Origin of the sequence: Streptomyces sp. NBC_00358, from assembly GCF_036099295.1 — a bacterium.
Lineage (GTDB): Bacteria > Actinomycetota > Actinomycetes > Streptomycetales > Streptomycetaceae > Streptomyces.
On sequence record NZ_CP107976.1, the window covers coordinates 7,650,176 to 7,673,974 of the forward strand.

At 71.9% G+C, this 23,799-nt stretch carries 22 protein-coding genes; 14 read left to right on the plus strand and 8 right to left on the minus strand.

Going from position 1 to position 23,799, the window contains the following annotated elements; translation table 11 throughout:
- The first annotated feature begins 22 nt into the window (after positions 1-22).
- The 5 genes from OHT01_RS32745 (at position 23) to OHT01_RS32765 (ending at position 6,018) form a co-directional block, all read left to right on the plus strand.
- Positions 23-1,564 carry an amino acid permease gene (locus OHT01_RS32745; RefSeq protein WP_328556708.1) on the plus strand — a complete coding sequence of 514 codons (1,542 nt, stop codon included), beginning with the start codon at positions 23-25 and terminating at the stop codon, positions 1,562-1,564.
- 396 nt (positions 1,565-1,960) lie between these two features.
- Entirely contained in the window at positions 1,961-3,313 is a 1,353-nt protein-coding gene (locus OHT01_RS32750) for a peptidase C39 family protein (RefSeq protein WP_328556709.1), read from the plus strand.
- A gap of 357 nt (positions 3,314-3,670) precedes the next feature.
- Complete coding sequence (locus OHT01_RS32755) at positions 3,671-3,817, plus strand: SCO1431 family membrane protein (RefSeq protein ID WP_328556710.1); 147 nt, start codon at positions 3,671-3,673, stop codon at positions 3,815-3,817.
- 102 nt (positions 3,818-3,919) lie between these two features.
- Complete coding sequence (locus tag OHT01_RS32760) at positions 3,920-4,579, plus strand: TetR/AcrR family transcriptional regulator (RefSeq protein ID WP_328556711.1); 660 nt, start codon at positions 3,920-3,922, stop codon at positions 4,577-4,579.
- Positions 4,580-4,845: 266 nt separating this feature from the next.
- Positions 4,846-6,018 (plus strand): acyl-CoA dehydrogenase family protein, encoded by a 1,173-nt coding sequence (locus tag OHT01_RS32765; protein ID WP_328556712.1) that lies wholly within the window; start codon positions 4,846-4,848, stop codon positions 6,016-6,018.
- Positions 6,019-6,043: 25 nt separating this feature from the next.
- Here OHT01_RS32765 and OHT01_RS32770 read toward each other — a convergent pair whose 3' ends face one another.
- Positions 6,044-6,436 (minus strand): hypothetical protein, encoded by a 393-nt coding sequence (locus tag OHT01_RS32770; protein WP_328556713.1) that lies wholly within the window; start codon positions 6,434-6,436, stop codon positions 6,044-6,046.
- Between the two features lie 188 nt (positions 6,437-6,624).
- Here OHT01_RS32770 and OHT01_RS32775 point away from each other — a divergent pair, with 188 nt between their 5' ends.
- Positions 6,625-7,737, plus strand: a complete 1,113-nt coding sequence (locus tag OHT01_RS32775; protein WP_328556714.1) for a hypothetical protein — start codon at positions 6,625-6,627, stop codon at positions 7,735-7,737.
- Positions 7,738-7,750: 13 nt separating this feature from the next.
- Positions 7,751-8,863 (plus strand): phosphotransferase family protein, encoded by a 1,113-nt coding sequence (locus OHT01_RS32780; RefSeq protein WP_328556715.1) that lies wholly within the window; start codon positions 7,751-7,753, stop codon positions 8,861-8,863.
- A 13-nt stretch (positions 8,864-8,876) separates the two neighbouring features.
- Here OHT01_RS32780 and OHT01_RS32785 read toward each other — a convergent pair whose 3' ends face one another.
- Complete coding sequence (locus OHT01_RS32785; RefSeq protein WP_328556716.1) at positions 8,877-9,311, minus strand: hypothetical protein; 435 nt, start codon at positions 9,309-9,311, stop codon at positions 8,877-8,879.
- A 268-nt stretch (positions 9,312-9,579) separates the two neighbouring features.
- Between OHT01_RS32785 and OHT01_RS32790 the strand changes: the two genes are divergently transcribed.
- The 4 genes from OHT01_RS32790 to fxsA all read left to right on the plus strand — a co-directional run bounded on the left by OHT01_RS32790 (position 9,580) and on the right by fxsA (position 14,044).
- Positions 9,580-10,020, plus strand: coding sequence for an Lrp/AsnC family transcriptional regulator (locus tag OHT01_RS32790; protein WP_328556717.1), 441 nt, complete (start codon positions 9,580-9,582; stop codon positions 10,018-10,020).
- Positions 10,021-10,129: 109 nt separating this feature from the next.
- The gene (locus OHT01_RS32795) at positions 10,130-11,746 is read left to right on the plus strand and encodes an amidohydrolase (RefSeq protein ID WP_328556718.1); all 1,617 of its coding nucleotides are present in this window, start codon (positions 10,130-10,132) and stop codon (positions 11,744-11,746) included.
- 539 nt (positions 11,747-12,285) lie between these two features.
- Complete coding sequence (locus OHT01_RS32800; RefSeq protein WP_328556719.1) at positions 12,286-13,080, plus strand: polyprenol monophosphomannose synthase; 795 nt, start codon at positions 12,286-12,288, stop codon at positions 13,078-13,080.
- Positions 13,081-13,474: 394 nt separating this feature from the next.
- Complete coding sequence (gene fxsA / locus OHT01_RS32805) at positions 13,475-14,044, plus strand: FxsA family membrane protein (RefSeq protein ID WP_328556720.1); 570 nt, start codon at positions 13,475-13,477, stop codon at positions 14,042-14,044.
- Positions 14,045-14,358: 314 nt separating this feature from the next.
- Here fxsA and OHT01_RS32810 read toward each other — a convergent pair whose 3' ends face one another.
- The 4 genes from OHT01_RS32810 to yczE all read right to left on the minus strand — a co-directional run bounded on the left by OHT01_RS32810 (position 14,359) and on the right by yczE (position 17,824).
- Positions 14,359-14,733: an RNA polymerase-binding protein RbpA gene (locus OHT01_RS32810; protein WP_081223278.1), complete on the minus strand. Its 375-nt coding sequence runs from the start codon at positions 14,731-14,733 to the stop codon at positions 14,359-14,361.
- Positions 14,734-14,988: 255 nt separating this feature from the next.
- On the minus strand, positions 14,989-16,338 hold the full coding sequence (locus tag OHT01_RS32815; RefSeq protein ID WP_328556721.1) for an MFS transporter: 1,350 nt from the start codon (positions 16,336-16,338) through the stop codon (positions 14,989-14,991).
- A gap of 41 nt (positions 16,339-16,379) precedes the next feature.
- Positions 16,380-17,147 carry a glycerophosphodiester phosphodiesterase gene (locus OHT01_RS32820; RefSeq protein ID WP_328556722.1) on the minus strand — a complete coding sequence of 256 codons (768 nt, stop codon included), beginning with the start codon at positions 17,145-17,147 and terminating at the stop codon, positions 16,380-16,382.
- Positions 17,144-17,824, minus strand: a complete 681-nt coding sequence (gene yczE, locus OHT01_RS32825) for a membrane protein YczE (protein WP_328556723.1) — start codon at positions 17,822-17,824, stop codon at positions 17,144-17,146. Before yczE ends, OHT01_RS32820 begins: the two co-directional genes overlap by 4 nt.
- Before the next feature lie 98 nt (positions 17,825-17,922).
- On the opposite strand from yczE, the gene OHT01_RS32830 reads away from it, so the two are divergent.
- On the plus strand, positions 17,923-19,422 hold the full coding sequence (locus OHT01_RS32830) for an SCO1417 family MocR-like transcription factor (RefSeq protein WP_328556724.1): 1,500 nt from the start codon (positions 17,923-17,925) through the stop codon (positions 19,420-19,422).
- Between the two features lie 162 nt (positions 19,423-19,584).
- On the opposite strand, the gene OHT01_RS32835 is transcribed toward OHT01_RS32830, so the two are convergent.
- Together OHT01_RS32835 and OHT01_RS32840 are read right to left on the minus strand one after the other, a co-directional pair.
- A complete protein-coding gene (locus tag OHT01_RS32835) occupies positions 19,585-21,162 on the minus strand; it encodes a hypothetical protein (protein WP_328556725.1) in 1,578 nt (525 codons plus the stop codon).
- Between the two features lie 39 nt (positions 21,163-21,201).
- Positions 21,202-21,396: a hypothetical protein gene (locus tag OHT01_RS32840; RefSeq protein WP_037621052.1), complete on the minus strand. Its 195-nt coding sequence runs from the start codon at positions 21,394-21,396 to the stop codon at positions 21,202-21,204.
- A gap of 259 nt (positions 21,397-21,655) precedes the next feature.
- On the opposite strand from OHT01_RS32840, the gene OHT01_RS32845 reads away from it, so the two are divergent.
- Together OHT01_RS32845 and OHT01_RS32850 are read left to right on the plus strand one after the other, a co-directional pair.
- A complete protein-coding gene (locus OHT01_RS32845) occupies positions 21,656-22,048 on the plus strand; it encodes an ankyrin repeat domain-containing protein (RefSeq protein ID WP_328556726.1) in 393 nt (130 codons plus the stop codon).
- A gap of 300 nt (positions 22,049-22,348) precedes the next feature.
- Positions 22,349-23,767 (plus strand): HEAT repeat domain-containing protein, encoded by a 1,419-nt coding sequence (locus tag OHT01_RS32850; protein ID WP_328556727.1) that lies wholly within the window; start codon positions 22,349-22,351, stop codon positions 23,765-23,767.
- Positions 23,768-23,799 lie beyond the last annotated feature (32 nt).

Sequence of the window (23,799 nt, forward strand, 5' to 3'; positions counted from 1 at the left end):
CACCCCAAGAGAGAGGTCAGTTGTGTCAGAACGGATATCGGCCCCACGCCAGAAGGCCCGCGCCGGAGAGGATTCCGCCGCTCTCGACGACGACGCGACGCTGCACGCGATGGGATATCCGCGAAAACTCACCCGCCGATTCCAGGCGTTCGACAATTTCGCGATATCTTTCACCATCATCAACATCATCTCGGGCATTTTCTCGTCGTTCGGGTTCGGAATGAACGCCGGTGGCCCGCGCATTCTCGTGTTCGGCTGGATCGGCGTCTCCGTGATGGTGCTCTTCATCGGCGCCGCGATGGCGGAAGTGGCCTCCGCCTATCCGACCAGTGGGGCGCTCTATTTCTCCGCCGGAAAGCTCGCCAAGCGGCACAAGGGCGCGTGGTCCTGGTACACGGGATGGCTGAATTTCGTGGGTCAGGTGGGCGGCACGGCCGCGACCGGGTACGCGGCCGCCACCTTCATCCAGGCGTTCGTCTCCCTGCAGTGGCACTCGTACCGGCCCACCGCCGAGCAGACGGTCCTGATCACCGCGCTCATCATCGTGCTCCAGGGGTTGGCCAATACCTACACCGTCCAACTGGTCGCCCTGCTCAACCGGATCTCCGTGTGGTGGCTGCTGGTAGGGCTCGTAGTGATCGTGAGCACACTCATCGTGATGCCCGACGACCACCAGTCGGCCTCGTTCGTCACGCATTTCGCGAACAACACCGGTTTCACGAACGGGATTTACGGAGGGATGCTCGGCCTGCTGGTCACGAGCTGGACCTTCACGGGCTTCGACGGCAGCTTCCACATGTCCGAGGAAACGGTGCGGGCCACGGTCAACGCACCGAAGGGGATCACCCGTTCGATCGGCTATTCGGCGGTCACCGGGCTCATCCTGATGCTTGCCCTTGTGTACAGCATTCATGATTATGACCAGGTCGCCGGCTCCTCGGCGCCGCCCGTCCAGATTCTCATCGACGGGCTTGGCATGGGCATGGCGAAGTTCATTCTGCTCATCGTGATCGGGTCCATGCTCTTCTGCGGTCTGGCCAACCTGACCAGCAACACCCGGCAGATCTTCGCCTTCTCCCGGGACGGCGCGATGCCCGGCTCCCGCTGGTGGCACTCCGTCTCGCCCCGCACCCGTACGCCCGTCAAGGCCGTCTGGCTGGCCGTCGCCTGCTCGCTGGCCCTCGTCCTGCCCGGCTGGTGGTCGCACACCGCCTTCACCGCCATCGTCAGCGTCAACGTCGTCGGACTCTTCCTCGCCTACGCCGTGCCGATCTTCCTGCGGCTGCGGCTCGGTGACGAGTTCCAGCCCGGCCCCTGGAACCTGGGCCGCTGGAGCAAGCCCGTCGGGTGGGTGGCCGTGGTCTGGGTCCTCGCCAGCAGCGTGCTCTTCATGCTGCCCCAGGTCTCGCCGATCACCGGGGACAACTTCAACTACGCCTCGATCGCCCTGGCCGTGGTGCTGATCGTCGCGACGGTGTGGTGGTTCGCCACGGCACGCCGCCGTTTCCAGGGCCCCGTCAGCTACGGCCGCCCCGACGAGGTCGCCGCCATGGACCTCGTCTGATCCTCCGTCCGCCCGGGCCCCGGCCCCCGCCGGGGCCCAGGGCGTGTTTCGAAAGTCGCGTCCGGCTCGCTATGCCTGACACGGCGCTCCCCCAAGCTCTTCGAGCAGGGGAACCCCCACGCCGCGTTGTCGGGATCGCCCGAGTGTGCCCAGAACGCGGACCACCCTCCGCCCTGCGACGCGCCGCACCGGACGCCGCGAGCCCCGCCCTCCGTGCGGACGACGCTCCTTTCGAAACCCGCCCTCGGCGTCCCAGGTCATGCCAGTGGTCCCGACCAATATTGGTGGGCGCGGCACGGGCCGAAGTGCTGGCAGAAGTCGGCCCCCGGCGTACATAGTTGGCCCACGACAGAGCATTGGGCCCGCCCGTTCCGGACACCTGGGGGTTCTCCACCCATGAGCAGAGCCGAACAGCCGTCCCGCAGAATCGTCCTGGCCGCCGCGGTCGCCGCGGCGGCGGTGGGGGCCGCGGGCCCGCCGGCCGCCGCCGCCCCGCACCGCCGGACCAGGGCGCCCGGCGGACTTGTCGACAACCGTGCCTGGACCTCGTACAGCGACTGGCGCGCCGGCAGCGCACGCGGCGCGCGGGCCGTACGGGGCGCGCGCCCCGGCCTGGTGATCGCCGCCCCTGCCGGTACCTCGGACTACACCGACCCGCACACCGGCAGGACCGCCACCTGGGAGTACGCGACCTGGACCTCGCCGGTCCACCGGCTCGCCGTCCCCGCCACGGAGACCATCGCCTCCTGGAACGCGCACACCCCGGCCGGCACCTGGCTCCAGGTCGAGCTGACCGGCACGTACTCCGACGGCACGGACACCCCCTGGTACGTGATGGGCCGCTGGGCCTCCGGCGACCAGGACATCAGGCGCACCTCCGTGGACGACCAGACCGACGGCCGCAGCACGATCTGGACGGACACCTTCTCCATCGACGACGCGGCCTCCGGCCTGCGCCTCGTCTCGTACCGGCTGCGCCTGACCCTCTACCGCACCCCGGGCACCAGGATCACGCCCACCGTGTGGAGGCTCGGCGCGATGGGTTCCGACATCCCGGACCGCTTCACCGTCCCGGCCTCGACCCCGGGTCTCGCCCAGGAGCTGAAGGTCCCGCGCTACTCGCAGGAGATCCACGCCGGCCAGTACCCCGAGTACGACAACGGCGGCGAGGCCTGGTGCAGCCCCACCTCCTCGCAGATGATCATCGAGTACTGGGGACGCAGGCCCACGGCCGAGCAGCTCGCCTGGGTCGACCCGGCGTACACGGACCCCCAGGTGTGCCTCGCGGCCCGCTCCACCTACGACTACCAGTACACCGGCTGCGGCAACTGGCCCTTCAACGCCGCCTACGCCTCGACGTACAAGGACCTCCAGGGCGTGGTGACCCGGCTCGGCTCGCTCACCGATCTGGAGACGCTGATCGCCGCCGGAATCCCGGCCATAACGTCCCAGTCGTTCCTCAAGACCGAGCTGACGGGCGCGGGTTACGGCACCTCGGGCCACCTCATGACGGTCATAGGGTTCACCGCGGACGGCGACGTGATCGCCAACGACCCCGCGTCGCCCGGCGACGACGCGGTGCGCAGGGTCTACAAGCGCTCGGAGTGGGAGAACATCTGGCTGCGGACCAAGCGCTACAACGCCTCCGGGAAGGTCGTCTCCGGAACCGGCGGGGTCTGCTACCTGTACTTCCCGGCACATCTCTCGGCGCGGCAGCGCAAGGCGCTCGCGGCGGTGGGCGTCCGGTGATCCGCGTCCGGGTGATCCCCGGCGGATGATCCGCGTCCGGTGATCGGCTAGCGGTGTTCACGGGGCGGCCTCCGGGCGAAGGGGGCCGCCCGCCCGGCTTTCGGGCCATCCGGCTCTCCGGCCATCCGGTCGGCCGGCTCTCCGGCCGGGCACTCGGCCGACGGACCGCAGGCCTGTGACGAGACGCACACCGGGCGGGCGCCGCCGCGGAATCCAGCGGGCCGCGCGGCCGGCCCACGCGTGGACGTGACCCAGCTCTCTACCGGTGCGGGCGGCTCCGGTGGCAAGGTGGTCGGGTCGGCGGGGAGCCGACGGGAGGCGGGGGATTCCACCGCACCACGACGTCAGCGAGATGCCATGACCGCGAGCTCCGCCACCGCCCCTCGTCTTCGCGCCCGCACGGGCGGCCCCGGGAACGACGGTCCGAAGATCCTCGAACACGTCCTGGGCTGGGTCTTCGTCGTGGTCGTCGCGATGCTGGTGACGCGGCTCGGCCTGCTCTGAGCCCCCGGGGCGACAGAGGCGCCGATCGCACCCGAATGGGCGGTCGGCACGGTTCTGCCATACTGCGCATGTTCCGTCGGCAGTTGGAGACCAGGGCCGGAATTGAATAATAGTCAACAACGTGGCGTCGACCGCCCCCAGGCGCGGGGCACCGACCGCTCACTGGCGCGCCGCGCCGAACTCATCGCCATCGGACGGAAGTTGTTCGCCGACACGTCGTACGACGCGCTGTCGATGGACGACATCGCGCGGCAGGCGCATGTCGCCAAGGGGTTGATCTACTACTACTTCAAGTCCAAGCGCGGCTATTACCTCGCCATCGTCGAGGACTCGGTCGCGGATCTGGTCTCCCGGGCCGCCGACGGTCTGGAGCTGCCTCCGGTGGAGCGGGTCCAGCGCACGATCGACGGCTATCTCCGCTATGCCGAGCACAACCAGGCGGCGTACCGCACGATCATCACCGGCGGCGTGGGCTTCGACACCGAAGTGCAGGCGATACGCGAGGGTGTGCGCGAGGCCATCGTCGCGACGATCGCCGAAGGGGCGTACGGCAGGGGCAGGGTCGGTCCGTTGCCGCGCATGGCGCTGCTCGGCTGGCTGCACGGCGTGGAGGGGGCCACCCTCGACTGGATCGGCCACCCGGCGCTGCCGCGCGACACCATGCGCGAGCTGCTCGTGAAGATGCTGGGGGGCACGATGCGCGCGGTCGAGGAACTCGACCCCGCCTATGCGGCCCCGCCCGACGCCCGGCGGGACAACTGAGGGAACGGTATGAGGACTAGACCATTGTGTCAATGGTTCGGACCAGTCGCCCGTGTCCCCGACGCGTACGTGGCCGGCGTCCTCGGCCCGTGATCGTCCCGCGGTGCGAACGTGCCTCCGTTCGGGCGTACTCCGGGCGCCACGGCCGCTGGTCGGCGGGTTCCGTGATCCGGACCGGGAGCATCGGCCGGGCCAGGTGAGAGCCGGCGGCGCCGCTCCACCGGGGCGCGCGTTCGCCGGTGCGCCCGACAGGGAGGAGCATCGCCGTGCCCGATCGCACCCCGCGGCCGGTGGACCGTCGACCGCCCACGGACGAGGTCCGGGATCTGATCGCGCTCGTCCGTGACATCGCACGGCGCGAGATCGCCCCGAAGGCGGCCGAGGAAGAGGACGCCGGGCGCTTTCCGCGCGAGGTCTTCGGACTGCTCTCGGCGTCCGGACTGCTGGGACTGCCGTACGACTCCGTCCTCGGCGGCGGCGGACAGCCGTACGAGGTCTACCTCCAGGTCCTCGAAGAGCTCGCCATGGCCCGCCTCACCGTGGGCCTCGGCGTCAGCGTCCACACCCTGGCCTGCCACGCCCTCGCGCACTACGGCACCGAGGCGCAGCGGGCCGAGTACCTGCCCGCGATGCTCGGCGGCGGCCTCCTCGGCGCGTACTGCCTCTCCGAGCCGTCCTCGGGTTCCGACGCCGCCTCCCTGCGGACGAGGGCGGTGCGGCAGGGGGACGACTGGGTGATCACCGGCACCAAGGCGTGGACCACGCACGCCGGGGTGGCCGACTTCTGCACCGTGTTCGCGCGCACCGGCGGCGAGGGCTCGCACGGCATCATGGCCTTCCTGGTGCCGGGCGACGCCGAGGGGCTGAGCGCGGCGCCGCCCGAGAGGAAGATGGGCCTGAAGGGGTCACCGACCGCGCAGGTCCACTTCGACGGGGTGCGGGTCGCCGACGGCCGGCGCCTCGGCGAGGAGGGCCAGGGGTTCGCGATCGCGCTGTCGGCGCTCGACTCCGGGAGGCTCGGGATCGCGGCCTGCGCGACCGGCCTGGCCCGGGCCGCGCTGGACGAGGCCGTCGCCCACGCCACCGCCCGACGCCAGTTCGGGCGGCCGGTCGCGGACTTCCAGGGGCTGCGCTTCCTGATCGCGGACATGGCCACCCGGGTCGAGGCCGGCCGGGCGCTCTGCCTGGCCGCGGCACGGCTGCGCGACGCGGGGCGTCCCTTCTCGAAGCAGGCGGCCATGGCCAAACTGCTGTGCACGGACGGCGCGATGGCGGTCACCACGGACGCGGTCCAGGTCCTCGGCGGGTACGGGTACACCGCCGACTTCCCGGCGGAGCGGTACCTGCGGGAGGCGAAGGCTCTCCAGATCGTCGAGGGCACCAACCAGATCCAGCGCATGGTCATCGCACGCCACCTCCTGGGGCCCGAGTCGCGCTGATCCGCCGGGGACCACGGGACCGCCCTCAGCCGCGTGCGTCCCGGTGCGCGCCGAACTCGCCCTGCGGGTCCGCGCTCACGCCGAACTCGTTGCGCGGGTCCCGGGACACGTTGGACGGCCCCTCGCCGCGCCGGTCCCGGACCGGGACGAACCGCGGCTCGCCCCGCGGGTCCGCGACCGCGCCGAACTGCCCGTACCCGTACATCACCGAGGGCGCCGCCAGTCGTGCCCACTCGGGGTCGTGGCGGCCCGGGAGCGTGCGGCCGTGATCGGCCCAGGCGCGCATCAGGGCGCGGTAGATGGGCGGATCCTGGACCGGCGGGGGTGGCGGTGGCGGCGGTGCCCAGAGAACCGATTCCGCCGGAGCCGGGACGAGGATCCGGCGGCGGCGCCCGGTAACGGAAGGTGTGGGGCTCATACCGGGGCAACGTCCGGGCGGGCGGACAGGTCACCCGCCCCTGGAATCGGGCGTGCGTTCGCGACGGCCCCCCTGAGAGGTCCGCGCTGTCTGGTCCTCCGTCCCCATCTGACGTACCGTCAATCGGGCCGCCGGGGGCCGTACCCTTCCGGGCGACGTCAACTGCCGTGCTCCCTGGGAGGCTTGACGTGACCGACGACCGCCCCGTCCCCCTCGACGAGTACCCCGTGCACCAGGTCCCGCTGTCCATGAAGCATGTCGCCGGCGGCGACCGGAACGCCTACGACCGCTGCATCTTCCACGTCCTGGACCACCGGGGCCGGGCCCTGCTGATCCTCGGCCTCGGCGTCTATCCGAATGTCGGTGTGATCGACGCGTACGCCACCCTGCGCCTCGGCGACGCGCTGCACGCGGTCCGGGCGTCCGACGCGCTCGGCGACGACCGGATGAACCTGGCCGTGGGACCCCTGCGGATCACCGTCGAGGAACCGCTGCGCCGGTTCAGGCTCCGTTCGGACGACGACTCACTGGCGTACGACATCACCTGGACCGCGGACTTCCCGGCCCTCTGGGAGCCGCACCACGTCCAGCGGCGCGGCGGCCGGCTCACTCTGGAGGGCCGGCGCTTCGTGCAGGCGGGCGCCGTCGAGGGCGTCATCCGCGTCGGAGGCCACGAGATGACCGTCGGCCCGGGGGAGTGGACCGGCACCCGCGACCGAAGCTGGGGGGTACGCCCGATTCCGGGGGAGGAGGGCGGCCGACTCGCCGCCGAGAACCCGGCCGAGGGCTTCCACTGGATCTGGTGCCCGGTGCGCTTCGAGGACCGCTTCCTGATGGTCGTCGTCCAGGAGGACGCCGACGGATACCGCTCCCTCAACGACGCGATCCTGGTGCGCGACGGCGAACGCGACCTCCAACTCGGCTGGCCCCAGGCCGACATCACCTACCGTCCCGGCACCCGGCAGCCCGTCTCGGCCGTCCTGCACCTCACCCGCCCGGCGGACCGCAAGCCGCTGGAACTGGAGGTGGAGGTGCTGGCCTCGTCGCCCCTCGCGGTCGGCGCGGGGTATCCGCCGGCCGACGACTGGCAGCACGGCACCTGGCGCGGGCGCGGCTGGACCGACCGCCGCGTCCACGACCTCTCCGATCCGGCCGCCCACCGGCTCGCCGGCTACGGGGTGACCGACCACTCCGCCCGCTTCACCCTCGACGGGCAGGTCGGCTACGGGATCTTCGAGCACGGCTCGTTCGGCCGCCACGACCCGAGCGGCTTCACCGGCTTCGACTCGGTCGCGCCCTGAGAGGAGTGGGGAGATGGCCACGGCACCCCGCCCGCGGACGACCACCCGCGACCCGCAGGACCTCGCGCGCAGGCTGACCGCCTGGCTCGACACCCGCCTGCCGGGCGCCGAAGCGGTGAACGTGACCGTCCCCGAGTCCAACGGCATGTCCAGCGAGACCCTGCTGTTCGACATCGAACACCCCGAACCACCGCTGAGGGCCTGCGCGTTGAGGCTCGCGGCGGACCCGGGCGCGTACACCGTGTTCCCCGTCTACGACATGGTGCGGCAGTACCGCACCATGCGTCTGGTCGCAGAGCGCAGCGATCTGCCGGTGCCGCGCGTGCGCTGGCTGGAGGAGGACCCCGGGCCGCTCGGGGCGCCGTTCTTCGTGATGGAACGGGTCGCCGGGCGCGTCCCCCCTGACGTCATGCCCTATACGTACGAGGGCAATTGGCTGCACGCGGCGAGTGACCTCGAACGCGAGCACCTGGAGGCGGCCTCGATCGCGCTCCTCGCCCGGCTGCACGACCAAGTCCCGCCGAAGGAGGCGGACTTCCTCGCCCTGCCCGGGGACGGCAGTCCGCTGCGCAGGCATGTCACGGCCCAACGCGCCTACTACGCCTGGGTGACCGACGGACGGTCGCGTTCACCGCTCATCGAGAGCGCGTTCGACCGGCTGGAGGCCATGTGGCCGCGCGACGAGGGCGCGGCGGTGCTCAACTGGGGCGACGCGCGCATCGGGAACGTCGTCTACGACGGCTTCGACCCCGTCGCGGTGCTCGACTGGGAGATGGCGGCACCGGCCCCGCGCGAGGTCGACCTCGGCTGGACCGTCTACCTGCACCGCTTCTTCCAGGACCTGACCGTGGGCTTCGGGCAGCCGGGGCTGCCCGGCTTCCTGCGCCGCGACCGCGTCGAGGCCCGCTACGCCCGTCTCACCGGACGCACCCCGCGCGACATGGACTTCTACACGCTGTACGCGGCCCTGCGGCACGCGATCGTCATGCTGCGCATCGCCTACCGCCAGGCGCACTTCGGCGAACTGACCGTCCCTCCGGACCCGGACACACTGATCCTGCACCACGGCAGCCTGCGGGCCATGGTGCAGGGCAGCTACTGGACCGAACCGGGCGTCGCCCGCTGAGCGGGCCGACCGGTCAGGCGGCGCGCCGCATCTCGGGGACGCGCATCGGGCGCGAACCCTGCCCGCCCACGTGGGAGAACGGCTGCGTACGCCAGTCGAGGCCCTGCGGAAGCGTCAGCAGCAGCGCGGTGTCCTGCTCCTGGGGTTCCGCGGTCTCGTCCGCGGGCCGCGCGTCGGCGGCCGTGCGGCCCGTGCCCGAGCAGACCGTGAGCCCGAACGGGTTCCACGGGGAGGCGCACAGCGCGTGCTCCGGCAGCACTTCCTCGTCCGCCAGCAGCGCGATCGGCTGCGCGCAGTCCGGGCAGATCACCCGGAACATCTCGAAGGTGTCGTACGCGTCGAACTCATCGCCGTCCAGGGCGTCGGATTCGACACCCTCCGGCTCGGGTTCGAGAACGGACTGCTGCCGCTTGGGCGCGGTACGACCAGGGCGCTTAAGACTCTGCATGGGATTCTCCCCCTCGGGTGGGCCGACAAGGCGCTGCGACCTCGACCACAGCAAGCACTTCCCGTCCCGTCTCTGCGGTAATCACGTGAACATCACGGACCCGGTTGCATCCATGTGTCGTTCGTCACATGCCGCCCGCAGGTGCCTGGCCCGGTGGAATTTCTCCGCCGGGTGGCGCGCGACTGACTCTAAGCCACATCACAAAGCGGGTATGACCTGCGCCGCTGAGGTATCCCGCGGGATCAACGGCCCTGTAGGTTCTTGCGCCATGGAGGAGCTGGACCGACAGATCGTGCAGCTGCTCGTCGAAGACGGGCGGATGAGTTACACCGACCTGGGCAAGGCCACGGGCCTGTCCACGTCCGCCGTGCACCAGCGGGTGCGCCGGCTGGAGCAGCGCGGGGTCATCCGGGGCTATGCCGCGGTCGTGGACCCGGAGGCCGTCGGGCTGCCACTGACGGCCTTCATCTCGGTGAAGCCGTTCGACCCCAGCGCCCCCGACGACATCGCCGAACGCCTCGCGGGTGTCCCGGAGATCGAGGCCTGCCACAGCGTCGCGGGCGACGAGAACTACATCCTCAAGGTACGGGTCTCCACCCCGCACGAACTCGAGGAACTCCTCGGGAGGCTGCGGGCCCTCGCGGGCGTGTCGACGCGGACCACGGTCGTCCTGTCGACGCCGTACGAGTCCCGCCCACCCCGCATCTGACCGACAGGCCCACCCGCCGTCCGCGTGCCGGGCCGAGCGGACGCGGGGCGGCGCCGCGCCGACCCCACCCGGGCGACGGCCGGCCGCCCACAGGCGCGAGACTGTTCCCATGAGTGAGAGCACCGCCCCGTCGGACACCGTGCTGCTGCGCGGTGGAGAAGTCCACAGCCCCGCCGACCCCTTCGCCACCGCCATGGTCGTGGAACGGGGACAAGTCGCCTGGGTCGGCTCGGAAGGAGCCGCCGACGCCTTCACCGACGGCGTCGACGAGGTCGTGGACCTCGCAGGCGCCCTGGTCACCCCGGCGTTCACCGACGCGCATGTCCACACCACCGCCACCGGGCTCGCGCTCACCGGCCTCGACCTCTCCGACTCGCCGTCCCTGGACGCGGCGCTCGCCCTCGTAAGCGACTTCGCCGCCGCCCGCCCGGCCGACCGGGTGCTGCTCGGCCACGGCTGGGACGCAGCCCGCTGGCCCGGCGGCCGCCCCCCGACCCGTGCCGAGCTCGATCGGGCGACCGGTGGGCGCCCGCTCTACCTCTCGCGCATCGACGTGCACTCCGCGGTGGCCACCAGCGCGCTCCTGGACCTGGTCCCCGGAGTCACGGCACGCGCCGGGTACGCACCCGACGGTCCGCTGACCCGCGACGCCCACCACGCCGTGCGCGCCGCGGCCCTCGGCGCGGTCGGCGGCGAGCAGCGCACCGCGGCCCAGCGGGCCGCCCTCGCCCACGCGGCATCCCTCGGCATCGGTTCCGTGCACGAGTGCGCGGGGCCCGAGATCTCCTCCGAGGACGATTTCACCGGCTTGCTGCGGCTCGCCGCCGAGGAGCCCGGACCGAGGGTCGTCGGCTACTGGGCCGACCGCGACGTCGAGAAGGCACGGGCTCTCGGCGCCCTCGGCGCGGCCGGCGACCTCTTCGTCGACGGCTCCCTCGGCTCGCACACCGCCTGCCTGCACGAGCCGTACGCGGACGCCGGCCACACCGGCGTCGTCCACCTCGACGCCGACGCCGTCGCCGCGCACGTGGTCGCCTGTACCGAGGCGGGCCTCCAGGCGGGCTTCCACGCCATCGGGGACGCCTCGGTGGCCTCCGTGGTCGAAGGCGTCCGCGCCGCCGCCGAGAAGGTGGGCCTGGCCCGCGTCCGCGCCGCCAGGCACCGGATCGAGCACGCCGAGATGCTCACCCCAGAGACCGTCGCGGGATTCGCCGAACTCGGCCTCACCGCCTCCGTACAGCCCGCCTTCGACGCGCTGTGGGGCGGCGAGGACGGTATGTACGCCCAGCGCCTGGGCGTGGAACGGGCCCGCACGCTCAACCCGTTCGCGGCCCTGCTGCGCGCCGGCGTCCCGCTGGCCTTCGGCTCGGACAGCCCCGTCACCCCGCTCGATCCCTGGGGCACCGTGCGTGCCGCGGCCTTCCACCGGACGCCCGAGCACCGGGTGTCCGTGCGCGCCGCCTTCACGGCCCACACGCGGGGCGGCTGGCGGGCCGTCGGGCGGGACGACGCGGGCATCCTGGTGCCCGGCGCGCCCGCGGACTACGCCGTGTGGCGCACCGGCCACCTCGTCGTGCAGGCCCCCGACGACCGGGTCGCCCGCTGGTCCACCGACCCCCGCTCGGGCACCCCCGGACTGCCCGATCTGACCCCCGGGAACGACCTGCCCGTCTGTCTGCGCACCGTGGTCGGCGGACGGACGGTATTCGTACGGCCTAACGAGTGATGTACCCGGGGCGCCGGGTCGCGCGCACGGCCCGGCACCCTGTCGTGCGACCTGCGCATCCTCGGCGCTGACCAGGGCTTTGTCGGAAAAGGCGCAGATCAAGCCAGTGTTGACAGCTGGCCGCAGGGGGCGGGTAGGTTCGGCCGGGTCCACCACCGGACGGCCGACCGGGGAAGTCCCGCACGGCCTCGCAGCGCCGCTGGGTCAGGGGTGGTGTGCCGCACCGGCGCACCGCCACTGGGAGCCAGGCCCAGCGCCCGCGCCACGAGGCGAGGGAACGTTCCGACAAGTCGGCAGGTGCGACCCGGGTGGGGCCCGGACGTTCAGTAGACAACGGCTTTCGGTCGACCCGCAGCCAGCGGGTCCCTGGTCGGCCCGAAGGGCGCCGGGCCCCGATCCGCAGGACACGATTCCGTGTCGGCGCGTCCGCTCTTACCCACCTCTTGGGGAATCGACACCCCCGTAGGACCGCCGCGACGCGGCAGCGCAGGTTGGGCGCACTATGGTGGACCCCTGCGTACGGATACGAAGGGGCAGCAGTGAACGACGGCGACGGGACCCTCGCGGCGGAAGCCCAGGGGAGGCGGTTCGGTCCGCTCGGCACGGCCTTGGTGATCATTCCGACCTACAACGAGGCGGAGAACATCAAGAAGATCGTCGGCCGGGTGCGATCCGCCGTGCCCGAGGCGCACGTTCTGGTGGCGGACGACAACAGCCCCGACGGCACGGGCAAGCTCGCGGACGAACTGGCCGCCGAGGACGACAACGTCCAGGTGCTGCACCGCAAGGGCAAGGAAGGTCTCGGCGCCGCCTACCTCGCGGGCTTCCGCTGGGGCCTGGACAACGGCTACGGCGTGCTCATCGAGATGGACGCCGACGGCTCGCACCAGCCGGAGGAGCTTCCCCGCCTGCTGACCGCCCTCAAGGGCGCCGACCTCGTGCTCGGCTCGCGCTGGGTGCCGGGCGGCCGGGTGGTGAACTGGCCCAAGTCCCGCGAGTTCATCTCGCGCGGCGGCAGCCTCTACTCCCGCGTCCTGCTCGACGTACCGATCCGGGACGTGACCGGCGGCTACCGCGCCTTCCGCCGCGAGACCCTCGAAGGCCTCGGTCTCAGTGAGGTCGCCTCCCAGGGCTACTGCTTCCAGGTCGACCTGGCCCGCCGCGCCGTGAGGGCCGGCTACCACGTCGTCGAGGTCCCGATCACCTTCGTCGAGCGCGAGCTGGGCGACTCCAAGATGAGCCGCGACATCCTGGTGGAGGCGCTGTGGCGCGTCACGACGTGGGGTGTGGGAGAGCGGGTCGGGCGGATCACGGGCCGCGGCAAGCAGCTCTGACGCCGGCGAGGCGGCTCCGACGCGGGCCGTGTCGCGGGCTCCGACGCGGGCCGTGTCGCCGGGCCCGGGTGGTCGCGTCCCCCGGCGGCGTCGAGGCGGCTTGTGCGCCCTCCCGGGCCTCTGGGCTCACCCGCCCGTCCTGAGGCCTCTACGCGGCCACGGCAGGCCTTCCCGTACCCGCACAGGCTGCGGTCGCAGGCCGTTCCGGCTCCCGTGCGGGCCGGGAGCGACCTGACGCCCGTGCGGGCAGGAGGCGGCCTCGTCGCCGGTGCGGGCCGTCGGCACGGCCGTCGGTGAGCGGTCCCGACGCCCGGACCGGGCCGGTTCCCCGGTGCCGGTGACTGATGATCATCCGTTTATCCCGTACTGAGGCGGGCCCAGGCACACTGGGACCATGACGACAGGCGCTCCGACCCCCGTTCACCCCGCCCGCCCGCGGCGCTCGCGGCTGCGTACCTTCCTGCCGCTCGGTGTCGCGGTGTGGCTGGTGCTGGAGATCTGGCTGCTGACCCTCGTCGCGCGCGCAACAAGCGGTTTCACGGTGTTCCTGCTGCTGGTCGCCGGGTTCGTGCTCGGCGCCGTGGTCATCAAGCGGGCCGGCCGCCGTGCTTTCAGGAACCTCAGCCAGACGCTGCAGCAGGCCCAGAGCGGTGCCTCACCCACGAACGAGGGCGGCCGGGGCAACGGCCTCACGATGCTCGGCGGCCTGCTTCTGATGATCCCGGGTCTGATCTCCGACGCGATCGGCCTGCTCCTGCTGGTCCCGCCGGTCCAGAAGGGCCTCAGCCGCTACACGCAGCGCGCCTTCGAGCGAAGGATGCGGGTCGCCGCCCCGGGTACCGTCGGCGACGCCTTCCAGCAGGCCCGTATGCACCGCCCCGACGGCAAGGTGGTCCAGGGCGAGGTCATCAGGGACGACGAGCCGCGCCGGTCCGGCGGCACCTATCCGCCGCTGAACGGCTAGCCCCGCCACGGCACCCGGCCGCGGAGGGCGTCCGGGCCGAGCCGCCGTCGTGCGGGCCGGTCGGCCGCCGTATCGGAAGCGGGGCCTCGGCGGCGTACGGAAAGCGGCGGGGACCCGAGACGCGAGACGCACGGGAAACGGCGTCCCTGCGCGGCCTACGGGACACGGGCCCTGGCCCCGGTACGGGACACGGCCCGTACACGGGCCCCGGCCCCCGCGAACTCATCGGAACGCACGAGACCGCGGACCCCGTACTCGACGTACGGTGCCCGCGGTCTCGGCGTGCGGTGTATGCCGCTCGACCCTCGGAGGGGTCAGGCGGACTTGCGGCTGTCCCGCGGATGCACCGCGATGTTCATCGCGCCGGAGCGAAGAACGGCCAGACGCTCCTCGAGGACCTCTTCGAGCTCCTCGCGAGTGCGCCGTTCCATCAGCATGTCCCAGTGCGTGCGCGCGGGCTTCGCCTTCTTCTCCTCAGGGCCGTCCCCGTCGACGAGAAGTGCCTGGGCCCCGCAGACCTTGCACTCCCACTCCGCCGGAATTTCGGCCTCCACCGAGAAGGGCATCTCAAACCGGTGCCCCTTCTCGCATGCGTACTCCACCGCCTGGCGCGGGGCCAGGTCGATGCCGCGGTCCGTCTCATAGCTGGTCACTACGAGGCGTGTGCCGCGAAGAGCTCGCTCACTCATGAATCGTGCCTCCCGGGCTTGTCGCCCACAGGACAGGTGTCGCTGTCGTCGTCATCCGGTCAACGTCCGGTCGGCGGTAAAGATTCCCGTTGTGGGTCATGCGTCGCCGTCGTAGCCGCCCCTTGTTGTACCCACCGTCGCCCGGTTTGTCACATCTGGCATCAGATGTCACCCAACGCTTCAGTATCATTGACGCGCAGTAACGGTACGCCAGGCAGGCCAAACGCGTACACTACCGCTCTTTGGCCCCGGACGCTAAATCCTCTCGGGTACCGGATTGCCCGCGTCGCGCACCGCCTGCCGCACCGGCACCCGCGCGAGCAGGACGAATCCGATGACGAAGAAGACCACGAGCGAGATGATCGCGTCCCGGTAGCTTCCCGTGAGCTGGTAGGTCAGCCCGAACAGCAGCGGACCCAGCCAGCTCATTCCGCGGTCGCTCATCTCGTACGCCGAGAAGTACTCCGCCTCCTTGCCGCTGGGCACGAGGTGCGAGAACAGGGAGCGGGACAGCGCCTGGCTGCCGCCGAGGACCAGTCCGATGCCGGAGGCGAGCACGAAGAACCACACGGGCGCGCCCGCGGGCAGGAAGTATCCGGCGCCGAGGGTGAGGGTCCAGGCGACGAGCGAACCGAGGATGGTGCGTTTCGCGCCGTACGTGCGGGCCAGCCGGCCCATGCCGAGCGCACCCCCGACCGCGAGCACCTGGACCAGGAGTACGGCCGTGATCAGGGTCGACTGGCTGAGTCCCAGCTCCTCGGAGCCGTAGACGGAAGCCTGTGAGATGACCGTCTGGATGCCGTCGTTGTAGATGAGGTAGGCGAGCAGGAAGGAGAGCGTGAGCGGCTGGCCGCGCATGTCGCGCACCGTGGCCGCGAGCTGCCGCCATCCGTTGGCGGACGACCGTCCGGCGGAGGGCGTGCGCCGATCACGCAGTCGCCTCAGCGGTACGAGGGTGAAGGCGCCCCACCAGACACCCGCCGAGGCCAGGCAGATGCGCACGGCCGTCGACTCGGAGACCCCGAAACTGTCATGGGCCGTGAACAGGATCAGGTTCGCGACCAGGACCAGTGAGCCCGCCGCGTACCCGAAGGCCCAGCCCCGGGAGGAGACGGCGTCGCGCTCCTCGGGCGGGGCGATCTGCGGCAGGTAGGAGTTGTACAGGACCATCGACACGGCCAGCGAGGCGTTCGCGACGATCAGCAGCAGCCCGCCCAGCAGATAGCGGTCGCCGTCCAGGAAGAACATGCCCGTGGTGGCTCCGGCGCCCAGGTAGGCCGCGGCGGCGAGCAGCGGCTTCTTGCGGCCCGTGCGGTCTGCGGCGGCGCCCGCCATCGGCATCACGAAGATCGACACGATGACGGAGGCGGAGACCGTGTACGCGAAGAAGGACCCGGCGCGTACCGGGATCCCCAGCGGATGCACGAACCCGTCCGCGCCGGCCGCGTGCTTGGCCACCGCTGTCAGATAGGGGCCGAGGAACACGGTGAGCACGCTCGTCGAATAGACGGAGCAGGCCCAGTCGTAGAAGTACCAGCCGCGTTGTTCTCGCCGGCGCTCGGTGGCCTCCTCGGCCGCCCCCGCCCGCACGGTGTCCGTGCTCACCCGTGCCCTCGCTTCTCCGTGAAGGGACCGCGCGAGGAGGCTCAGAACCAGGTGCCCCGGTCTTCCAGGACCTTGCGCAGCGTGTCGATGTGATCGGTCATGATGCCATCGACTCCCAGGTCCAGGAGCCGGTGCATGGGTTCCGGTTCGTTCACGGTCCACACGTGCACCTGGAGCCCGCGCGCGTGGGCGGCCCGGACGAAGCGGCGGTCGACCACCGGCACGCCCGACTGCGTCTCGGGGACCTGGGCCGCGATCGCGGAACGGCGCACCGCGGCCGGTACGCCCCATGAACGCAGCCGCAGGTTGAGCACTCCGCGGGTGCCGAACGACGTGGCGAGGCGCGGCCCGGCCCGATGCTGGGCGCGGGCCACGCGCGCCTCGGAGAACGAGCCGACGCAGACACGGTCCCAGGCGTCCGCGCGGCCGATCAGATCCAGCAGCGGGAAGAGCGCGGGTTCGGCCTTCACGTCGACGTTCCAGCGCACCTCGGGGAGCTCTTCGAGCAGCTCCTCGAAGAGGGGGACGGGCTCCTGGCCCGCCACGCGCGCGTGGCGCACGTCGTCCCAGGGGAGGTCCGCGATCCGGCCCGCCCCGTCGGTCACCCGGTCCAGGGTCGTGTCGTGGAAGGCGACCAGCCTGCCGTCCGCCGTGGCGTGCACATCGGTCTCGATGTAGCGGTACCCGGCGTTCACCGCCCGCCGGAACTGGGCCAGGGTGTTCTCCAGACCGTCCGCCGACCCGCCGCGGTGGGCGAAGGGGATCGGGCCGGGATGGTCGAGGTACGGGTGACGAGTGCGCGTGCTCACCCGGGCAGTATGGCGCGCTCCGGTTGAACTGTGGCGACAACGGCGCTGCCGACCGGTGCCGGACGGGCGGCGAACAGGCGCAGGAAGAGCTGGGCGAGGGGCCCGATGGCGACCGCGTAGAGCACCGTGCCGACACCGACCGTGCCGCCGAGCGCGAAGCCGGTGGCGACGACCGCCACTTCGAGGACCGTACGCACCAGACGGACCGATCGGCCCGTACGCCGGTTCAGCCCGGTCATCAGACCGTCGCGGGGGCCCGGGCCGAAGCGGGCGGAGATGTACAGGCCCGTCGCCACACCGTTCAGCACGATGCCCGCCACCATCAGCGGAATCCGTACCGCCAGGGCGTGGACGTCCGGGACCAGTGCGAGCGTGCCGTCCATGGCGAGGCCCACCACGAAGACGTTGGAGACGGTGCCGAGGCCCGGCCGCTGGCGCAGCGGGATCCACAGGAGCAGCACCGCCGCGCCCACGATGATCGACACCACGCCGATCGTCAGACCGGTCAGCTCGGCGAGACCCTGGTGCAGTACGTTCCACGGTTCCAGCCCGAGACCCGCCTCCACGAGGAGCGCCGAACTCCCGCCGTACAGGGCCAGTCCGGCGTAGAGCTGGACGAGGCGGCGGGGGAGCCGGCCGGAGCCGGGTGGCTCGGCGGACTCGGAGCGGGTGGTCATGGGATGCCCCCAGTGGTGGTAGTGGCCTGATACATGACACTCTGTGGCGGGGGAACTTGCTTCATCCATGGCCAATTCGGGGAAGGTGGACTGGAATCATGGCCCAGTGGACTTCGGCGGTAGGGGCCGCACAGCTCGCCCGGCTCCTCAACTCCCAGCAGGAGCGGCCGGCGGGCCCGGGGACCCGGCGTCCGCCCGCGTACCGCGCGCTGGCGGACGGCGTGCGGCTGCTCGTCCTCGAAGGGAGGGTCCCGGTCGCCGCGCGGCTGCCCGCCGAACGGGAGCTGGCGCTGGCCCTGTCCGTCAGCCGTACGACCGTCGCCGCGGCCTACGAGGCGCTGCGGGCCGAGGGCTTCCTGGAGTCCCGCCGCGGAGCCGGTAGCTGGACCGCGGTCCCCGCCGGGAACCCGCTGCCCGCGCGAGGCCTGGAACCGCTGCCTCCCGAGACCCTCGGCTCGATGATCGACCTCGGCTGCGCCGCGCTGCCCGCGCCCGAGCCGTGGCTGACCCGCAGTGTCCAGGGCGCCCTGGAGGAACTGCCACCGTACGCGCACACGCACGGCGACTATCCGGCCGGGCTGCCCGCGCTGCGCGCGATGCTCGCCGAGCGGTACACGGCACGCGGTATCCCCACCATGCCCGAGCAGATCATGGTGACCACCGGCGCCATGGGCGCGATCGACGCGATCTGCCACCTGTTCGCGGGCCGAGGCGAGCGCATCGCCGTCGAGTCGCCCTCGTACGCCAACATCCTCCAGCTGATGCGCGAGGCCGGGGCCCGGCTGGTGCCCGTCGCGATGGCCGAGGGGCTCGCCGGCTGGGACATGGACCGCTGGCGCCAGGTCCTGCGCGACGCGGCGCCCCGGCTCGCGTACGTCGTCGCCGACTTCCACAATCCCACCGGGGCGCTCGCCGGCGAGGACCAGCGGCGGGGGCTGGTGGACGCGGCGCGATCGGCGGGCACCGTCCTCGTGGTCGACGAGACGATGAGCGAACTGCACCTCGACGACGGTCTGGAGATGCCGCGTCCGGTGTGCGGCTTCGACCCGGCGGGCTCGACCGTGATCACGGTGGGCTCGGCGAGCAAGGCCTTCTGGGCGGGCATGCGGATCGGCTGGGTGCGGGCCGCGCCCGACGTCATCCGCAGCCTGGTCGCCGCGCGCGCCTACGCCGATCTCGGTACGCCCGTGCTGGAGCAGCTCGCGGTGAACTGGCTGCTGAGCACGGGGGGCTGGGAGCAGGCGGTCGACATCCGGCGCGGCCAGGCCCGGGACAACCGCGACGACCTAGTCGCGGCCCTCCGCAGGGAGCTGCCCCGGTGGGAGTTCTCGGTGCCGCGCGGCGGCCTCACCCTGTGGGTGCGCACGGGCGGTCTGTCCGGGTCGCGGCTGGCCGAGGTCGGCGAACGTGTCGGCGTACGGGTGCCCTCGGGGCCCCGGTTCGGGGTGGACGGCGCCTTCGAAGGCTATGTGCGACTCCCCTTCACCGTGGGCGGTGCGGTCGCGGACGAGGCGGCGGCGCGGCTCGCCGCGGCCGCCCGGCTGGTGGAGACCGGCGTGAGCGGCGGGGACGACGGCCCACGGACGTTCGTGGCGTAGCCGAACGGACGCGGGCTCGACCCATGTGGGCTGGATCCATGTGGGCTCGATCCATGGGGGGTCGGTGCACGCGGGCCCGACCCATGTGTACGCCGGAGGGGCCGGAGACCCGCCCGGGTCTCCGGCCCCTCCGGCGTACACGTGAGGGCGGGGGTGGTGTTCCTACCCCTCCGCCGCCGCGATCCCGGCGACTTCGGCGACCTCGGAGGGCGCCTGTTCCGCGTCTCCCGGCGTGGTCCGCTCCGGGAGGAGGTCGAGCACCGCCCGCCGGTGCGTCTCGCTCGTGGCGTCGTCGTACGGGTCCGGTGTGGCCGGGACCTGGAGGCGCAGGACGGGACCCGTGCCGAGGCGGGCGTAGCCGCGGCCCGTCGGCACCTCCCGGGTCGGGGTGGTGTGCGGGGGCGCACCCAGGACCGCTTCGAGCTGGGAGGCCGAGGCGGCGCCGAGCACCACGCGCGCGCGGGTGTGCTGCCGTACCGCGTCACTGAGGAAGTCGAGGTTCTCGAAGTGCTCGGCGATCACGAGGGTGACGCCCGCCGCGCGGCCGTGCCGGAGCGGAATCTGGAGCAGGGCCTGCGGGTCCCCCCGTCCGTCGGCGGCGGCCAGATGGCCGAGCGCGCCCGGCCGGTCCAGCAGGATCCACAGCGGGTTCTTGATGTCGTCGGGGGCCGGATGCCCCGCCTGGCGGGCGCGGTTCGCGGCGATCAGCCGTCGCTCCGTCTCGTGCGCCGCCCATTCCAGACTGGCGATCGCCCCGGCCGCCGCGCACTCGACGGCCAGTACGCCGTCCCGCCCGGTCAGGCACGCGAACTCGCCGGTGCCGCCGCCGTCGACGATGACGACATCGCCGTACTGGAGGGCCTGCAGGGCGATGGAGCGCAGCAGGGTGGTCGTGCCGGTGCCCGGTTCGCCCGTGATCAGCAGGTGCGGCTCGGTGGAGCGGGCGCCCGTGCGCCAGACGACCGGCGGAACGTCACGCCGTTCCTCGCCGTGGGTGAGGGGGAGCGTGCGCTGGACGTCGGCCGGATCGGTGAAGCCGAGGACCGTCTCGCCGGGCGCGGTGACGAAGCGCTGGGCGGCGATGTCGGTCGGGAGGGGCGGCAGGACGGTGACGGTGAGTTCGTTGCCCTCCTCGTCCCAGTCGAAGTGGTACTCGCGGCCGCGGCCCGACTTGGCGTGCAGGAGCTGCTCGATGCGGGCACGGGAGTCCGGCTCGCCGTCCGTGAAGTACGCCGGGTAGTGGACGAGCAGACGGGAGATCCGTCCGTCGTCGTCGAAGTCGTACGAGGTGAAGGCCTTCTCCCAGTCGCCGCCGTGGGCGTACAGGGGAGCGGGGTCCTCGGCGGCGCAGAAGTACGGGACGAGGGCTTCGTAGAGGGACTGCAGACGTCCGGTCTGTGCCTCGTCGGGACCGGTCGCGGGCGGTGGGGTGCGCTCGCGACCGGTCCAGGCCGCCGCCGCCATCAGACTGATGACGGCGAGCAGCGGTCCGTACGGCACCAGGGCCACGACCAGGATCACCGAGGCCACCAGGAACAGCAGCGGTCCGCGCCGGTCCTTGGGGGTGGCGGCCCACTTGCGCCGTCCGGCGGCGGCCAGCCGGCGCAGTCCACGGGTGACCGTGATCAGTGGATGGAGGACATCGGTGGCGCTGTCGGCTGCCGTCCGGGCCAGCTCCCGGCTCTTGGCGATCTGTGCGGTGCCGTTGCTGAGGATGCGGGGGAGAGGGCGCCGAGCCACTGCTGTCTCCTGGAGGTGCGTACGAGGTGGGGGACGTCGTCAGAACTTGATCCCGCCGAGGAGGCCCGCCAGGCTCTCCCCGCCGGCCTTGATGCTCGGCGCGATGGCCGTGCTCGCGAGGTAGAAGCCGAAGAGTGCGGCCACCAGTGCGTGCGACGCCTTCAGTCCGTCCTTCTTGAAGAAGAGGAAGACGATGATGCCGAGAAGGACGACGCCTGACATGGACAGAATCATTTGAGCTCTCCTGGTTCGTGGGGACGGTCACCATGAGTTGTTCCAGGATCACAGCATGTATCCATACGATAAAAGGTGCAACTGGGTGAAATACGACTGATTTCACCCACGCGGTGGAGCTGTCTTGAGCCGCCTGAGCTGGTCTGTTGCTTCCGATGCGTACTTTGTGATCTTTGCCGTGGGCGGTGCCGTCATGTGCCGCCGGAGCCAGTACCCTGTCGATTCACCCGAACGGTTGCAGTGAGAGGCGGTCCGGCCGATGAGCGAAGCCCCCGATCCGGAGGTCGTGGAGCTGGCGACCAAGATCTTCGATCTGGCGCGCCGCGGTGAGACGGAGACGCTCGTGGCGTACGTCGACGCGGGTGTACCGGCCGACCTCACCAACGACCGCGGCGACTCGCTCGTGATGCTCGCCGCCTACCACGGCCACGCGGAGGCGGTCCGCGCCCTCCTGGAGCGCGGTGCCGAGGCCGACCGTGTCAACGACCGGGGCCAGACCCCGCTCGCCGGTGCCGTCTTCAAGGGTGAGGACGCCGTCGTCCGGGTCCTCCTGGCCGCCGGCGCCGATCCGGCCGCGGGCACCCCCTCGGCCCTCGACACGGCGCGCATGTTCGCCAAGACCGATGTGCTCGAACTGTTCGGCACGTCGTGACTCGAACGTTCTGACCAGGCGGAACGCAGGAAAAAAGGGAGGCGGTACGGGGCCGCCGGAAATACGGTCGCGGCAGGAAGAACAGCCGAGTCATCATGACGACGTGATTCACGGACGTGATGGCTGGGCAGAAGTTGCCGCACCGCGCGGGCCGTGACGCGGCCCGCATGGGCCACCGACGAGAGGCAGAGGAAGATGGTCTACAGCAAGCAAGAGACGGCGGGCGCCCCGACGTGTTGTCACGCGGCCAGGTAATGCAGGATCCCGGTTGCGTCGACGCTTGATGTGAGGCTGTTTCCCATGTTCGATCCGGTCATAGCGCCCAGCGGAACCCTGCTCGGCCTGCTCCAGAGGGGCCGCGGCGACGGCACGCTGCACGCGCTCACCGCACCGCGGGCCGAAGCGCTCGCGGCACTGAACCACTGTGTGCTGAGCGACCCCCGCCACGACTGGCAGGTGGAGAACCGCTCCCTGTACTACGCCCGTCTCTACCTCGATCTCAGCGGTGAGCTCGACGAGATCGAGCGGCACCTCTTCGACGCCGAGGACGTCCTCGACGACTGCGAGTCACGCACCGGGCTCGCCCTCGCGGTCCTCGGACACCTCGCCTCGTACGGCAGGCGCGACGCGCTCGCGCTGCTGCGCCGGTACGCGGCCGTCGGCTCCAACTGGGCCTGGGCGCTCGACGAACTGGCCCTTCGGGACGACGACGCGGGCCTGCGCGCCCTCGCCGCCCCCGTGCTCGCCCGGTTCCCGGCCGATCCGGAGGGCGAGGCCGCCCTCGCCGCCGTCGTACGCGACTCCTTCGAGCCACGGCCCTGGCGGCTGTGGGCCGACGATCCGCGTGCGTCCGTCGCCACCCGCGTGCGCGCCGCCCAGGAATCCGGGTCGTTCGACCGCTGGCAGCGCCAGATGCGACCGTCCGGGCCCCGCCCCGGGTGGAGTGTCGGCGCCGTCTTCGAGTGGGCCCAGCAGGGCCTCGACCGCGGAGCCGCGCTGCACGTCCCCGCCGCCCGCTGCCTGACCGCCGTCGCCGGACCGGAGGACCGTCCCGAGATCGTCGAGGCCGCGCGTCACGGCGGGGAGGGAGCCCGCTGCACGGCCCTGCGCTATCTCGCCGACGGAAACGACCCGGACGCCCTCGACCTGATCGAGGCGGCGTCCGCCGCCGCCTCGACGACCGTCGCCGAGGCCGCCGTCGACGCCTTCGAACGGATGCGGAGCGTCGCCGCCGTGGACCGGGCCCGGGGCTGGGCGCACCGGCCCGACGCCCTCGGCGCCGCCGCCGGCCGGATGCTCGCCTGCCGGGGCGGGGCACAGGACCGCGACCTCGTCCTCGCCGCCCTGCGCGAGGCCGTTCGGGGCGAGGGCCCCGACGCGCCGACCCTGTGGACCCTCGTCGACGGCACCGGACGGCTCGGCATCGCCTGCGCCGCCCCCGTGCTGCGGCACATCTACCGGGAGACGGCGTCATCGCATCTGCGCCAGCGCGCCGCCCGTGCCCTGGCCGCCACCGACCCCTCCTTCCCCGCCGGCTTCGCCGTCGAGTGCCTGTGGGACTGCGAGGAGACCACGCGCGAGATCGCCGCCCGGCACGCCGAGACCGGTGACGCGCGCGTGGTGGACCAGCTGCGCCGACTGGCGGCGGATCCGGCCGAGGAGGCCGAAGTCCAGACAGCCGTACGGAGCAGGATCGGGCCCGACATGCCGGCCGTATGAACGTTCGGCGACCCGGGAGTCAGGAGCGCGTG

Coding starts and splice junctions, on each gene's coding strand:
- OHT01_RS32810 (WP_081223278.1), bottom strand. CDS start 14,733: ATGAGTGAGCGAGCTCTTCGCGGCACACGCCTCGTAGTGACCAGCTAT.
- OHT01_RS32840 (WP_037621052.1), bottom strand. CDS start 21,396: ATGATTCTGTCCATGTCAGGCGTCGTCCTTCTCGGCATCATCGTCTTC.
- fxsA (WP_328556720.1), top strand. CDS start 13,475: ATGACGACAGGCGCTCCGACCCCCGTTCACCCCGCCCGCCCGCGGCGC.
- OHT01_RS32850 (WP_328556727.1), top strand. CDS start 22,349: ATGTTCGATCCGGTCATAGCGCCCAGCGGAACCCTGCTCGGCCTGCTC.
- OHT01_RS32780 (WP_328556715.1), top strand. CDS start 7,751: ATGGCCACGGCACCCCGCCCGCGGACGACCACCCGCGACCCGCAGGAC.
- OHT01_RS32830 (WP_328556724.1), top strand. CDS start 17,923: ATGGCCCAGTGGACTTCGGCGGTAGGGGCCGCACAGCTCGCCCGGCTC.
- OHT01_RS32790 (WP_328556717.1), top strand. CDS start 9,580: ATGGAGGAGCTGGACCGACAGATCGTGCAGCTGCTCGTCGAAGACGGG.
- OHT01_RS32770 (WP_328556713.1), bottom strand. CDS start 6,436: ATGAGCCCCACACCTTCCGTTACCGGGCGCCGCCGCCGGATCCTCGTC.
- OHT01_RS32750 (WP_328556709.1), top strand. CDS start 1,961: ATGAGCAGAGCCGAACAGCCGTCCCGCAGAATCGTCCTGGCCGCCGCG.
- OHT01_RS32845 (WP_328556726.1), top strand. CDS start 21,656: ATGAGCGAAGCCCCCGATCCGGAGGTCGTGGAGCTGGCGACCAAGATC.
- OHT01_RS32755 (WP_328556710.1), top strand. CDS start 3,671: ATGACCGCGAGCTCCGCCACCGCCCCTCGTCTTCGCGCCCGCACGGGC.
- OHT01_RS32795 (WP_328556718.1), top strand. CDS start 10,130: ATGAGTGAGAGCACCGCCCCGTCGGACACCGTGCTGCTGCGCGGTGGA.
- OHT01_RS32785 (WP_328556716.1), bottom strand. CDS start 9,311: ATGCAGAGTCTTAAGCGCCCTGGTCGTACCGCGCCCAAGCGGCAGCAG.
- yczE (WP_328556723.1), bottom strand. CDS start 17,824: ATGACCACCCGCTCCGAGTCCGCCGAGCCACCCGGCTCCGGCCGGCTC.